We start from the raw sequence: 13,549 nt of genomic DNA, 5'->3' as shown, positions 1-13,549 counted from the left end.
TCCAAACGACGACTAGCGAATTTGTGGATGGCGTGCAGTATAGATGATCCGCGAAAGATCGGCGAGTAGTGGATCTGAAACTGGCGTATCAATATAGTCAGTGTCTTGCCAAATCCACATGGCTACAATGTACTGATCGCCATTGGGATCGCGCACATAGCCCGCATCAGCACGAGCATCGTCGATCCAGCCGCTTTTATGGGCCACAAAACTGCCTTCAGCGACACCTGCCACAATTTTGTTGGTATCTTTGTTACGGCTTAAAATTTCCAACATTTCAGCGCAGCGTTCAGGGCTGAGCAAACTATTCTTGACTTCCAGCAAAACCCCTTGGCCTTGGCTACACTCGACAATCGCCAAAACAACTTGGGCCATCTCGCGCGGCGACGAGCGCACGTAGGGATCAGCATCGGTGTATGGCCGAGCGCCTTCTTGACCCCGTTGGGGAATTTCTACGCCCTGCACGTTTGAGAGATAATCGATCGACTCAAATGGTGCTGCCAAGGTCGTATATTCTAAGCCTAGAATATCAGTTAAAGTTTGATCAAGAATGTATGCACCTTCCAAGCTATCGCCATCGCCGATCATAGCCAGCAAATCGTTGGAAGCTTCATTATCGCTATCGCCAATCATCAGATCGATCATGGCATATTGGTTTTTGGTGAAGCTTTCACGACTGAGAAATGCTTGTAACAGAATGGGAATTTTCAGCACACTCATGCCCGAGAATACCGTATTGGCTTGATAATCGAACCATTGCTCGGTTTTCATATCATAGACTGAGATGCCGACCACGCCATCCCACTCAGCCTCACGATCAGCCAATGCAGCAGTTAATTGCTCGGGACTCGCTTGCAAATTCGCAGTAACTGGGTTGGTTGGAATCAACAGCGGATCAGTCTGACTAAGTTGCAAGGTTTGGGTAATTTCGGCTACCAAGGCTGTGCGATCAAGCGTCAAGCCTGGGGTCAGTACAAAGGCATAGACCGATCGATCATAGCTAACTGTTGGCGAGATAGCTACGGCCTGCTCAATGTCGCCAAGCGTTTGATTGAGCAATTGCTGATCGAACGAGGCATTGACTACTAAGCGAATTGGAATTTGCTTTTCGGCTAGGTCGCGGGCATCGCGCAAGGCTTGAGCAAAATCAAGCTGATAGCCAAGTTGTTGACCATCGAGTTTGATTGGCTCAAGCAAAACTGGGTTGGTCAAGGTCAAAGTGGGGTTGGGATAGGCTGCTTGCAAAGCGGCTAAGGCTTCATCCTCGGTCATGCCGCCAATTTCGATACTACCAATCTTGGCGCGTTCAGGAAAAAACCATGCGCTTGGTGGTATCGAGGAAACCAGCGGTGGAGGATCAGCCTCGGAAGTAACAGCAGCAGTGCGTTCAGGATGTGAATTGGAGGGAGTGACTGCCGCGCTTGCTGGGAGATAGTAAATCGCTATTCCACAGGCAAGAACTGCCAGCATCATCACCCAAAAGAGCAAAAAAGCTTTTTTCATTGATGCATGTAGCTTGATAATATGATTTGAACGATTCGGCTAACCAGCACACAGAGAACCCACTAAGTATACCGCAGGTTCAGGTTTTGCGGATGTCGAGAGTTCGCTGTTTAAAATGAACATTTTGTGAGAATCATTAAATCGAATTAATTTGACTAGATTGAATTCAAGCCCTTGCGAAGCCTGCTACAATAGGATTAAGCAATCTGCATCATTTTGAATCTTGCCCCGTATAGGCTGTATGGCATCGCCAAGGGAGGTACGATGAGACAGCTTCGAATCCTAGCTTTAATCGTTTGGCTAAGTTTGGTAACCCTACCAAGCTTGAGTTATGCTGCGACTGACGATGCAATGTGTGTGGCTTCGGTCAGTGGCATTATCAATCCAGCGGTTGCCGATTATTTGCAACGCAGTGTGCTCCAGGCTGAACAGCAAGCATGTCAAGGTTTAGTGATTAAATTGAATACGCCTGGTGGCCTAACAACTTCAACATGGCAAATTGGCGAGACTGTGCTCAATGCCAAAGTGCCAGTGATTGTCTATGTTACGCCCCAAGGCGCGAATGCTGGTTCGGCAGGAGTCTTTATTACCTATGCTGCGCATATTGCGGCAATGTCGCCCAATACCAATATTGGCGCGGCCCATCCGGTTGGCGGTAGTGGCTCAGATATGGATAATGATTTGCGCGATAAAATTACTAACGATGCCGTTGCGCGAATCACCACTTGGGCCAAATCGCACGATCGTGATGCTGAATGGGCTGAACAAGCGGTGCGCCAAAGTGTTTCAATTGGTAGTAACGAAGCGCTTGAACTCGGTGTGATTAATCTGATTGCTCAAGATGATGCTGATTTATTGCGTCAACTCAATGGCCGCGAAATAACCTTGGCCAACGGCAATCAGGTGACATTGCAAACCCAAGCGAGTGCTTTTCAACCAATTGAAATGACGTGGCTCGAACGGCTTTTGCACTTCTTGGGCGACCCCACGATTGCCACGATGTTGATTAGCCTCGGTAGCCTTGGTATTTACTTCGAGGCGGCCAACCCAGGTTTAGGTGTAGGTGGCTTTTTGGGCGTAATCGCGATTTGCTTGGGCTTGTATGGCCTTAGCGTGTTGCCGCTCAACACGGTTGGGGTGGTGCTGCTGATTCTAGCTTTTGTACTGTTTGCAGTTGATATCTTTGCGACAGCCCATGGAGCTTTGACGGTTGGTGGCCTAGCCTCATTTGTAATCGGAGCCTTGCTGCTGGTTGATCCAGCCGAAGCACCTGGCATCATTGTCTCACGCGCTTTGATTACTGGCCTTGGCCTTGGGCTTGCAGCAGTAATTGGGCTAAGTATTTGGATTATCCGCCGCAGCAAGCGCGTTGGGCGTGGGGCCAGCGGCGATCGTTTGATTGGGACAATTGCCAAAGTTCGTTCGTCGGTTGCACCTGAGGGCACGGTATTTGTTGAAGGAGCCTTGTGGCAAGCCCGCTCCGACGATGTGTTGACTGTGGGCGATCAGGCTGAAATTGTTGGTTTAGATGGGTTAACCTTGATTGTGCGTCGCGTGGCGCATAGTGGGCGCTAATGCGCGGAGGTGATTACAATGGGTGATTTTGGCGGAATTGCCTTAATTTTCATTGCGGTGATCTTATTTTTCTTTTTGATCTCTGCAATCAAAATTATTCCAGAATATGAAAAAGGCGTGATTTTTCGCTTGGGTCGGTTGGTGGGGGTGCGTGGGCCTGGGTTGTTCTTTGTGATTCCTATGCTTGAGCGTATGTTTCGGATTGATACCCGCGTGATTACGATGGACGTGCCAGCCCAAGAAGTTATTACCCGCGATAACGTGACGATTCGCGTGAATGCGGTGTTGTACTTCTTGGTGATTGATCCAGGTCGGGCAGTGGTGAATGTGATGGATTATATTCGCGCCACCATGCAAATTGCCCAAACGACCTTGCGTTCGGTCGTCGGCCAGTTTGAGCTTGATGAAATGCTTTCGCAGCGCGAACAAATTAACCATCGCTTGCAGCAAATTATCGACGAACAAACTGAGCCTTGGGGCATCAAAGTCAATATCGTTGAAATTAAAGACGTTGAATTGCCCCAATCAATGCAACGGGCGATGGCCAAACAAGCCGAAGCCGAGCGCGAAAAACGCGCCAAGATCATTCACGCCGACGGTGAATTCCAAGCTTCCAAACGTTTGGCCGAGGCTGCCGATGTGATTTCACGTGAGCCAGTGACTTTGCAATTGCGTTATTTGCAAACCTTGACCGAAATCGCGGTTGAAAAGAACTCAACCTTGGTTTTCCCATTACCAATTGATTTGATTCGACCATTTATTGATCGCGCCTATAGTGGTGTTCAGAATGATCACTATTCTGAAGGTGGTAAAAAGCCAAACGAAGCTCGACCTGCTGATGGTCAACGCCGGGGCTTGTTCGACCCAATGACCGGCTTGCCACTCGAATAAATGTGACATGATACTTAAAATCCCTGCTCCTAAAGTAAATAGGAGCAGGGATTTTTGTTTAAATCGCGGCAGTTGAATCGCGCACTACTAACTCGACCGCCAGCCGTTGATAGCTGGTTGGGCTTTGGCCTGCCAGCAGTTCAATCAAGGCTTGACCCGCCGATAAGCCCTTTTGGCGGTGATCTTGGCGAATGGTGGTTAAGCTCGGCACGCTTTGGTTGGCTTGAGGAATATCATCAAAGCCCACGATTGAAAGCTGTTGCGGAACTTGATAGCCCGCTTGTTGCGCTCCAGCGATTGCCCCCAAAGCTAAACGATCGGTCAAACAGAGAATAGCGGTTGGGCGCGGGTTGTGGGTCAGCAAAATTTGAATTGCTGCTGCGCCATCGGCCTCGTTGTTATCGTTGCAATCGTAAATTGGCACGCTGCGCCAATCGATGCCCGCTGCTTCAAGCGGCTGGCGGTAGCCTTGCAAGCGTAATTGGGTGACGAAAAAGGTTGGTTCGCTTTGATCATGCACATTAATTGGGTCGCTCGATGGGCGCAAATTCGATTCGACCAAGCGATCGGTGATAATTGCAAATTGGCGATGGCCAAGGCTCAATAGATGTTCGGTGGCCATGCGTGCGCCAGCTTCATCATCAACAATAATCGAAGGCACATCAGGGCGCGGCGGTTGATCAAGCAGCACCGTTGGCAAACGACGCTTCAGCGCAGCTTGCACCAAGGGGTCAGTTTCCATCATCGAATAGACAATAAAGCCATCGACTAAGGCTTGTTGGACGGTGGTGGTGTCGTCGTCGCGACCTGGCACAAGCAATAAACCAAGCCCTGCTTGTTCGAGCGTAGTCGCAATGCCCTCAAGCACCATCAACACCGCCGGATCACGAAAGGCATAGGGCAGTCGTTCGGCAAACAGCACCCCGACCGCGCCAGCCCGTTGTTGGCGTAAACTGCGAGCAACTGGGTTTGGCCCAGGGTAGCCAAGCTCGGCAGCGACTGCCAGCACGCGTTCACGTAGCTCCGCTGAAAGTTGGTCAGGTCGATTGTAGGCGTTGGAAACGGTCGAGACAGCGACCCCTAAAGCAGCGGCAACGGTGCTAATGGTGATCCGATGGGTCTTGGCGGGTTCGTGATCATGTGCCACAGATCTGCTCCTTTGGACTGATTGTCAGCTCTTATTATACATGCTATACTTCTGAATCGTTACAGAAAAAACGTTTCAGAAAGGTAATGGGTTGAATCGTGGCGCATTCTACACCTTCACTTCGGCGGCATTCGACGCTTTTAGTTGGCTTGGCATATGCGGCATTTATCAGTTTAGGGCTGCCCGATGGCCTAACTGGAGTAGCATGGCCATCGGTTCGCGCAGAGTTTGGTTTATCGCTTGATGCCTTGGGTGCGTTAGTTACGAGCGGCACGATTGGCTATTTGATTTCGAGTTTTAGCAGCGGGCGGGTGTTGACCAAAATTGGCGTTGGTTGGTTGTTGGTCTTGAGTTGTCTGGCTACCGCCGTGAGTTTGCTAGGCTATGGTTATACCCCAACTTGGATTTTTATGGCGAGTTTGGGTATTTTAGCAGGCTTGGGTGCAGGCGCGATTGATGCAGGCTTGAATACCTATGCTGCTGATAATTTCAACCCACGCACGCTCAATTGGTTGCATGCTTCGTTTGGCTTGGGCGCTGCCAGCGGTCCAGTCATTATGAGTAGCATTATTAGCGCCAATCAATCATGGCGGGTTGGCTATGTGGTGGTGGGGATTGCTCAACTGCTGTTAGCTAGTGCTTTTGCGATCACCCGCAAACAATGGCAAACCCAGCAACCTGAAACGACGGTGGAACCGGTTGCAAGCGCTACGATGCTGCAAACCTTGCGTTTACCAGCGACATGGCTGAGTATTCTGCTGTTTTTCCTGTACACGGGCTTGGAATTTTGTGCGGGCCAATGGTTGTATACCCTACTCACGACTTCGCGTGGCATGCCGCCAGGCATCGCTGGGGTTTGGGTTAGTGTCTATTGGGGCAGTTTAACGGTTGGGCGTTTGCTTTCGGGCGTGATTGTTGGCCGGATCAGTGTTTTGAGTTTGCTACGTTTGAGCATGCTGGCGGCGATTATCGGCGTGGTGTTATTCTGGCTGAATTTTGCTCCGTGGCTGACCTTGATTGGGATTGCCTTGCTGGGCTTGGCGCTGGCTCCGATGTTTCCTTCGTTTATTGCCTTAACACCAACTCGCATGGGGCCAAGCCACTCGGCTAATACGATTGGTTTTCAAATTGCTGCGGCAACCTTGGGCGGAGCTTCGATTACCAGTAGCTTTGGGTTATTGGCCGCTGGGATTGGGATCGAAGTATTGGGAACGTACCTGTTTGTGGTGGCTTTGGCGCTGGCCTTGATTTTTGAGGGCTTGAATCGGCTTAAACCAGCAGCATAAGCCTTCGCCGTTTTTTCCATCACCAAGTGTCAGCTGCTGCTTGGTGATGTTTGTTGGTCGGCAAATGCACCTTAATCTGTATCGAATGATCCATTGCGGCAAGCCATCAGCCTGCTAGAATGAGCTTATCTCGCTTGATGGCTGCGCTGGAGGTTTACCATGATTACTGCTCAACGCCCAAGTTTTAGCCGCTTTTTGTTGATGAGCAGCCTGCTAACAGGTTTGTTGATTGTGCTGTTTGCTATGACTCGCTGGTTTGATATTCCTGCTGGCGATGTGACCGATTGGCTGGTGGGGATTGTCAGCGTTTGGTGGCTCTTGGCAATTACGGTTATCCCTTGGAATATCTATTTTGATGCTCGCACGGTGATGGCCGATGCTGAAATTTCGCAACAACGCGGGATTATGGTGCAAGCGAGCCAGCAGCACTATGCCAAGTCGATTGCCAAAAAATCGTTAATTGGGGCAGTTTTGCTGCATCTAATCTCGGCGGTGGCTTTATATGGCGTTGCAGCTAGCGATATTAGTAGCGTCGGCTATATTGCAGCCGGGGCGGCGATTTTGCTAACCGGGTTGCGGCCAGCCTTACGGGGCTATGAATATGTGGCCCAACGTTTAGCCACAATTCATGAGGAAGTGCGTTTCCCGCGCGATGATATTATGTTGCTCAAAGACAAAGTAGCAACGCTTGAATATAAAATCGAGCAATTGAACTTGGAAGAAGCCGATTCATGGGCCAGCGAGCAGGTTAAACAAGCCAAACACATAGGACGGCAGATTGAGCAATTAAACGTCGAATTGCACGTGCTGAACACCAATAACGAGGCGGCACATCGCCAAATTAGCCGCGAAATTGAACATGCCGTGGCCCAAATCTCGACTGATGGCCAGTTTTTGGATCATGCCCGCGAGTTGATTCGTTTTTTCAAACAAGCCTAAAATGTTGGCGAGCGATCCAAAATCCCTGGATCGCTCGCCTTTTTTAATTAATTGCTGCTATTAGCTGGCAATTTAGCATCGACTGCTGCCATCAAGGTTTTGGCAAAATCGGTTTCAAAGTTAACTTGTTGACCATCGACAAACACCGTAGGCGTTTGTTGCAGTTGGCGCTCCAATGCTGCATCGTAAGCAGTATTGATCACATCGGTATAGGTTCCAGCAGCAACACAACTTTCAATTTTTTGGCGGTCAGCGCCTGCTTGCTCAACGGCGGCCATAATTTGGGTTTTTGGCCCAAGGCTTTGCGCCCATTGGGTTTGGCTATCGAACAAGGCATTGTGAATCGGCCAAAACAGATTTTGATCGCCAGCACAGCGGGCGATTTCAGCGGTTAATTGGGCCGATTTGTGGATTGTTTTCAGCGGAAACTCGCGGAAGATCACTTGGGCCTTGCCTGTTTCAACATACAAACCATCGAAATTGGCTTGGGCTAATTCGAGTTCCAGCGTGCGGCAGGCTGGGCATTCATAATCGGCATAAATTTCGACTTTGACCGGGGCATCGGGCTGGCCTTTATACCAATAGTTATCAGCAGTTTTGCCAACGGGCGCGTTTAAACCAGCTTGGTTGGGCATTGGCCCAGTATTACTGACGCTGGCGGGTTTGCTTAGCGATTGAACCAGCACAACGCCAATTCCAAGAATGCCAATTAAACCAAGCGCTAGATAAAACATTTTGAACGAACGAGCTGGTTGATTGCGGCGATGGCCTTTGGCTGAACGGGTTGAATTACTCATAATACACATCCTCAAAAAAGCTGTAGATCTACAGCAGCAGTAAAATCTGAATCGAACAGATGAACTCAGATGATGGAGCGAGGAGGTGGTGCGGTGGGCAGCACAATATATGAGCAAGCCTGTTGCAATGGAATCAGCCATTGTTGGCGTTGGCTGGCTAGGTTGCGGCTGAAGCAGGGCAGAATTAACACCATTGGAAACCAAGCGACCAACTGCACAACGGTGTTGGTGGGGCTACTTGGCTCGATTGTATAGCTTGACATAACCGATTGTTCAGTGGTGCATTCTAAGGCGATTGGTTGTTCGATTACTGGAGTTTTAAGTTGGGCTTGGGCTTCGCAATTAACCACACAGCCGACTGGGCAGCCCACGCCAAGATGTAGCACCATCGCCCAACAGAGCAATTGCTGCCATAAAATTCCAAGTACGCTGGTTATCTGGCGCAACTTAACCACAATCAAACCCTAAAACCGATCAAACCAAGCTGATCATACCATAGCTTTAGAATGAAAGATCAGGTTAAGTACTGATTTTGCGCCAATTAACTGGATTCTTAATACCAATTAATCAAGCATTTCATAATAGCTAATTTTGCGTTTAACTGCCTCAAGATGTTGTTGCACCTCGGTTAGTTGCTGCTCAACCCGCAGCCGATGCGCTTTTAACAAGTTCAAGCGATCGCGCACGGTGTGGTCGCCTTGATGCAGCAACTCAGTGTAACGCCGAATATCACGAATGGGCATGCCCGTGGCACGCAGGCATTTGATGAAATGAATCCAATTGATATGGCGTTGGGTATAGTAGCGATAGCCATTTTGCTGATTGCGATCAACCAAATCGTGTAGTAAGCCTGCCCGTTCGTAATAGCGCAAAGTATGGGCGCTGAGGCCAGTAATTTCGGCCATCTGTTGAATAGTTAAGGTTTGTTCAACGACCTGTTGCATCATCATAAAGTCAACTCCTGCACAAACATCAACATCTGCTACTGTATGATATAGCTTAGAGTGTGCTCTAAAGCAAGCGGCAATTGCTGGGTTCACTGATTGCGCCAGGTTGAATTTGCTAAAGTTCCGCCGATCAATGCTTCGAGCGTTGCAAATGGGCGCTGATCGGCGGGCACACGCACCCGGAAATCTTTAAAATGCACTTCGGCTTGTTGCTGGCCACCTGCGATAATCCCAAGATCGATGCGGCTGGCAGGTAGGCGCGGCAACTCCCAGCTTGCTTGGTGGTAATCGTTGATAAATAGTGAATGCTGTTGATTCTCTACTAACAGGGCGATTTTATTAAATTGACCAGTACGATAGCCATGGATTGGGCGGCGTTGCAAGTAAATTTTCCAAAAATCGCCACCATGAAACCCTTGAATAACTGAAAACTCGCCACTTCGATCGCGAATACGGATTAATCCATGACATGCATCGCTGATCTCCTCAAACACGAGTGCTAAACCATCATCAGGCCCAGCCTCGCTGACAAAGCGCCCATAAACCGAACAATAATAGCGATCGGGTGTGAAGCATTGCGAATCGGCCCCGATAAACATTTCGCTGACAAAGCGATTGCGTAACCGCAGTTCAAGGCATTGATTGCTGATCGAACGTTCGACGCGGCCTGAATCATCATCTTTATTGCCAAGCCCCCAGTGATGCGCATTCGATTCAAAGTTATCCCAAAACAAAATCGGCCATGTGCGCTCGATCTGGCTTGGGCTTGGCAGATCGTTGGAGCTGAAGGTTGGATCTGGCAAACGTTGTTCAACCCGTCGAATAACCTCAGCCGTTTGCAGTTGATCGGCTGGAGTGTTGTAGCGCGACCAATGTGGGTTGATCGCATACAACATCAGATCAATTTGAAAGCCAGTTAGCCCCAACATATCGCCGAGTCGTTCAACTGGCTCTGGAGTACGGGGAGCGTAATCGCCAGCAAACCAATGAGCTAACGAGCGGCGCGAAATACCAGTTGCTTGCGCCAAATCATCGTAGGTGCGAATGCGGTCGGGGTTGGAACGCAAGGCAAAAAAGATGTGTAACAAGTCGGCAAAGGTATAGTTTGGGCTATGCATCAGGTGAATTTCCTCAAACGTTAGGCTGAGTTGCACAAACATGCAACTCGGCCAGAGTGGCTTTGCTAGTCTGCTTGGTATGGAATAGCGACTGCAAGGAGGAACACCAATGTCAGACTTAACCCCGCTGGAATTACGGATCGTATGCTTGATTGCTGATGGTCACACTGACCGCCAGATTGCTGGATTGTTACATTTGCAAGAAAACACCATCGGCTGTTATTTGCGCGAAATTTACAGCAAGCTCGATGTGCGCAGCCGTACCCAATTGATTAAGCGCGTTTTTGACCTCAAGCTTAAGCCCGAATTCGGCGGCACTGGCTAACATTTTAACACGTTCATGTATTCCTGAGGCCTAACGTTGTTTGCCACCCAGCTATGCTTGATCATCCATTCAGGACGATTTAAACAGCATCGTCCTGAATGGGTATAGGATGTGAGGAGGATGCGCCTCACCCACAAGCTATATCAGAGCTTAACACGTTTGTGTATTTCTGAAACCTGACAACTCGCTGTATGCTAAGCAAAACCATTGCTGAAGGAGTTATACAAGCTAGCGATCAACTCACTTAATGCGGATTGATCGGATTGTGAGGTGCGTAGATGCAAATGAGATTGCTTATTCGTTGTTGGTTATTGCTGGTATTGATCGGCGTTGGAGTTATTGCGCCTCAATCAAGTCAAGCGCAAGACGCTCAAGAACAACCTGCGCAGATTACTATCGATGGTTTAGCCGTGAAACTGCCGTTTCAGCCGGGTGCAGAATGGCAAGTCACGGCGGGCTGGGAGGCGGCAAATCATCAGCAAGCTTGGAACTATTATGCAGTTGATGTTGTACCAGTGAATCAAGCGTGTTTAGGTCAGCCGATTTTGGCGGTGGCGCATGGCTTTATTGAATCGAATAATGGTCACGAGCTGCAGATTGATCATCGCGTGAATAATTACCGTTCATTATATTCACACTTAGATACGGTGAGTCCTGGCTTAGCGGTTGGCACGGAAGTGTTTCAAGGCCAACAAATTGGGACGTGTGGTGGCTATCCAAATTTTGTGCCCCACCTACACTTTCAAATCTTCCAAGGGGCACGGGTTGCAAGTAGTGGCGTGATGCCCGTGCCAATTGATGGGATCACTGATGCCAATCGGCTGCGTTCAGGCCAACGTGGCTTGTATTCAACTAATCAATTCCAACCACAATTGCCGCCTGCCCCAAGTCAACAAAATTTAGTCTTGAATGGAGATTTTAGTGCAGGCACAACCAATTGGTGGAAGTATGGCGACGCAGCTTGGTCAATTGTTGATCAAGGCTTGAATTTTCGGCGGAATCCTGGTGGTACTGGTGGTTCGGTTGGTCAGAATCTAGCCTATCAATTTGCTGCAAATACTCCGATTGAAGCGCAGTTTGATTTAGGTAACCCTAGTGGGGTAACAAAACACGTTGGGGTCTTTATTCGCCATGAATCATCATGGGATCAACCGATTCATTGTGGGTTTACCTTACCACCATATAGCCCGATGCAACGGTTTAGCATTCGAGGCCGCAGCGGGAGTGTGGTATGGAATAAGTTAACCTTTGAAGTTTGGGCTGATCCGCCGGATGGAATTCCCGATGTGCGCATGGATAATGTTGCGATTACCTATCGTACCGATATCGCAATCAGTGCAAAAACCTGTATTGCCCCAGCGCCGAGCCAACAAAATCTAGTGCGGAATGGGGATTTTAGTGCTGGCACGGCAGATTGGTGGCGCTATGGCGACGCTTCGTGGGGCATCGTTGATCAAGCGTTGAATTTTCGGCGTAATCCTGGCGGTGATGGTGGTTCGGTTGGCCAGAATCTGCCCTATCGCCTTAACCCCAATGCACCGCTCGAAGTGCAATTCGATTTGGGCAATCCCAGCGGGGTCACCAAGTATGCTGGGGTGTTTATTCGCCATAGTTCATCGTGGGATCAACCGATTCATTGCGGATTCACGTTGCCGCCATATAGCCCAATGCAGCGTTATGTGGTGCGTGGCCGCAGCGGCAGTGTGGTGTGGAACGAGCTAACCTTCGAGGTTTGGGCTGATCCACCAGATGGAACTTCTGATCTGCGGATGGATAACGTCGCGATTGCCTATCGCCCTGAATTGTACGCCCCGGCGACAACTTGTATTGCACCAGCGCCGAGCCAACAAAATTTAGTGCGGAATGGGGATTTTAGTGCAGGCACGGCAGATTGGTGGCGCTATGGCGATGCCTCATGGGCAATCGTCGATCAAGGTTTGAATTTTAAACGTAATCCTGGTGGTGATGGTGGTTCGGTTGGTCAGAACTTGCCCTATCGCCTTACCCCCAACGCCCCGCTCGAAGTGCAGTTCGATTTGGGCAATCCCAGCGGGGTCACCAAGTATGCTGGGGTGTTTATTCGCCATAGTTCATCGTGGGATCAACCGATTCATTGTGGGTTTATGTTGCCAGCATATAGCCCGATGCAGCGCTATGTGGTGCGTGGCCGCAGCGGCAGTGTGGTGTGGAACGAGCTAACCTTTGAGATTTGGGCTGATCCACCGGATGGGATTCCTGATCTGCGGATGGATAACGTCGCGATTGCCTATCGCCCTGATTTAGCAATTAATGCGACAACATGTATTGCGCCTACTGCGAATCAAGAACAACCGAATCAATGTTTAGTGCAAATCGATCAAGGTGCTCAATTTACAGCCAACCTCAATGTGGATTTGGAGTTTCGGGTTGATCAAGCCGCTACCATGCGAGTTAGCAATCAACCACTTGATTCATCGATTGCTTGGCAACCGTATCAAGCCAGTCTTGATTGGCTTTTGACGAGTTCGTTATTAGGCAATAACCGAACTGTTTATGCTGAATTTCGTGATAGCCAGGGAACAATGCTCTGTGCTGGCCATGAGTTGCGTGATGATATTCGTTTGGATACGACCGCTCCTAACCTCATTGAGATGCAGGTTTATCCATTTGCGGCAAGCCTTGGCTTAGCAATTACGGCCAGCGATGACCCAACGGGTAGTGGCATTAATGCGGTTCAGCTGAGTTCTCGAGCAGATTTTAGTGGTAGCACTTGGCTCCCCTATAGCCCAGTGATCGATCTTGAAGGCCTGCCAAATTCAACCCTCTATGTCCGTGTTCGCGATAGTGTTGGCAATAGTTCAGCGGCTCAATCGATCGCCATATCTACACAACAGACCTATCGATTGTATCTACCAATGACCTCAGACCAATAATCAAGACTGAGCAAACAGGCAGCGTTGAAGCCAATTGCCTGTTTGCCCAGCTTATCGTGCCAACAATTGGGCTTATGGATTTTCGATATTGGGTTTATTGAAAGGAGCC

12 protein-coding genes are annotated in these 13,549 nt (G+C 49.4%); 6 read left to right on the top strand and 6 right to left on the bottom strand.

Annotated elements, in window-relative coordinates:
* Positions 1–12: 12 nt before the first annotated feature.
* On the bottom strand, positions 13–1,503 hold the full coding sequence (locus tag ABEB26_RS04495) for a serine hydrolase (RefSeq protein ID WP_345720767.1): 1,491 nt from the start codon (positions 1,501–1,503) through the stop codon (positions 13–15).
* Between the two features lie 264 nt (positions 1,504–1,767).
* On the opposite strand from ABEB26_RS04495, the gene ABEB26_RS04490 reads away from it, so the two are divergent.
* Together ABEB26_RS04490 and ABEB26_RS04485 are read left to right on the top strand one after the other, a co-directional pair.
* Positions 1,768–3,078 (top strand): NfeD family protein, encoded by a 1,311-nt coding sequence (locus ABEB26_RS04490; RefSeq protein WP_345720765.1) that lies wholly within the window; start codon positions 1,768–1,770, stop codon positions 3,076–3,078.
* A gap of 18 nt (positions 3,079–3,096) precedes the next feature.
* On the top strand, positions 3,097–3,969 hold the full coding sequence (locus ABEB26_RS04485) for a slipin family protein (protein ID WP_345720764.1): 873 nt from the start codon (positions 3,097–3,099) through the stop codon (positions 3,967–3,969).
* A 58-nt stretch (positions 3,970–4,027) separates the two neighbouring features.
* Here the strand turns inward: ABEB26_RS04485 and ABEB26_RS04480 are convergent, their stop codons facing one another.
* Positions 4,028–5,116, bottom strand: coding sequence for a LacI family DNA-binding transcriptional regulator (locus ABEB26_RS04480; protein WP_345720763.1), 1,089 nt, complete (start codon positions 5,114–5,116; stop codon positions 4,028–4,030).
* Positions 5,117–5,214: 98 nt separating this feature from the next.
* On the opposite strand from ABEB26_RS04480, the gene ABEB26_RS04475 reads away from it, so the two are divergent.
* Together ABEB26_RS04475 and ABEB26_RS04470 are read left to right on the top strand one after the other, a co-directional pair.
* Entirely contained in the window at positions 5,215–6,402 is a 1,188-nt protein-coding gene (locus ABEB26_RS04475) for an MFS transporter (protein ID WP_345720762.1), read from the top strand.
* Between the two features lie 159 nt (positions 6,403–6,561).
* Positions 6,562–7,341: a hypothetical protein gene (locus ABEB26_RS04470; protein WP_345720761.1), complete on the top strand. Its 780-nt coding sequence runs from the start codon at positions 6,562–6,564 to the stop codon at positions 7,339–7,341.
* 47 nt (positions 7,342–7,388) lie between these two features.
* On the opposite strand, the gene ABEB26_RS04465 is transcribed toward ABEB26_RS04470, so the two are convergent.
* From ABEB26_RS04465 to ABEB26_RS04450, 4 genes are all read right to left on the bottom strand, one after another.
* Complete coding sequence (locus ABEB26_RS04465) at positions 7,389–8,138, bottom strand: DsbA family protein (protein WP_345720760.1); 750 nt, start codon at positions 8,136–8,138, stop codon at positions 7,389–7,391.
* Positions 8,139–8,203: 65 nt separating this feature from the next.
* Positions 8,204–8,593, bottom strand: a complete 390-nt coding sequence (locus ABEB26_RS04460) for a hypothetical protein (protein WP_345720759.1) — start codon at positions 8,591–8,593, stop codon at positions 8,204–8,206.
* A 108-nt stretch (positions 8,594–8,701) separates the two neighbouring features.
* Positions 8,702–9,088, bottom strand: a complete 387-nt coding sequence (locus ABEB26_RS04455) for a MerR family transcriptional regulator (RefSeq protein WP_345720758.1) — start codon at positions 9,086–9,088, stop codon at positions 8,702–8,704.
* Between the two features lie 86 nt (positions 9,089–9,174).
* Positions 9,175–10,203 carry a helix-turn-helix domain-containing protein gene (locus tag ABEB26_RS04450; RefSeq protein ID WP_345720756.1) on the bottom strand — a complete coding sequence of 343 codons (1,029 nt, stop codon included), beginning with the start codon at positions 10,201–10,203 and terminating at the stop codon, positions 9,175–9,177.
* Between the two features lie 109 nt (positions 10,204–10,312).
* On the opposite strand from ABEB26_RS04450, the gene ABEB26_RS04445 reads away from it, so the two are divergent.
* Positions 10,313–10,528 carry a response regulator transcription factor gene (locus tag ABEB26_RS04445; RefSeq protein ID WP_345720755.1) on the top strand — a complete coding sequence of 72 codons (216 nt, stop codon included), beginning with the start codon at positions 10,313–10,315 and terminating at the stop codon, positions 10,526–10,528.
* Positions 10,529–10,812: 284 nt separating this feature from the next.
* Positions 10,813–13,440 (top strand): M23 family metallopeptidase, encoded by a 2,628-nt coding sequence (locus ABEB26_RS04440; protein ID WP_345720754.1) that lies wholly within the window; start codon positions 10,813–10,815, stop codon positions 13,438–13,440.
* Positions 13,441–13,549 lie beyond the last annotated feature (109 nt).

The sequence above is a fragment of the Herpetosiphon gulosus genome, assembly GCF_039545135.1.
GTDB lineage: Bacteria > Chloroflexota > Chloroflexia > Chloroflexales > Herpetosiphonaceae > Herpetosiphon > Herpetosiphon gulosus.
Note: the sequence above shows the minus strand (reverse complement) of the source record. Positions and strands in the feature narration are given on the sequence as shown.

What these genes read in the sequence shown, in the direction of transcription:
- ABEB26_RS04450 (WP_345720756.1), bottom strand. Translation starts at nt 10,203, where the DNA reads ATGCATAGCCCAAACTATACCTTTGCCGACTTGTTACACATCTTTTTT.
- ABEB26_RS04485 (WP_345720764.1), top strand. Translation starts at nt 3,097, where the DNA reads ATGGGTGATTTTGGCGGAATTGCCTTAATTTTCATTGCGGTGATCTTA.
- ABEB26_RS04490 (WP_345720765.1), top strand. Translation starts at nt 1,768, where the DNA reads ATGAGACAGCTTCGAATCCTAGCTTTAATCGTTTGGCTAAGTTTGGTA.
- ABEB26_RS04465 (WP_345720760.1), bottom strand. Translation starts at nt 8,138, where the DNA reads ATGAGTAATTCAACCCGTTCAGCCAAAGGCCATCGCCGCAATCAACCA.
- ABEB26_RS04495 (WP_345720767.1), bottom strand. Translation starts at nt 1,503, where the DNA reads ATGAAAAAAGCTTTTTTGCTCTTTTGGGTGATGATGCTGGCAGTTCTT.
- ABEB26_RS04470 (WP_345720761.1), top strand. Translation starts at nt 6,562, where the DNA reads ATGATTACTGCTCAACGCCCAAGTTTTAGCCGCTTTTTGTTGATGAGC.
- ABEB26_RS04455 (WP_345720758.1), bottom strand. Translation starts at nt 9,088, where the DNA reads ATGATGATGCAACAGGTCGTTGAACAAACCTTAACTATTCAACAGATG.
- ABEB26_RS04440 (WP_345720754.1), top strand. Translation starts at nt 10,813, where the DNA reads ATGAGATTGCTTATTCGTTGTTGGTTATTGCTGGTATTGATCGGCGTT.
- ABEB26_RS04445 (WP_345720755.1), top strand. Translation starts at nt 10,313, where the DNA reads ATGTCAGACTTAACCCCGCTGGAATTACGGATCGTATGCTTGATTGCT.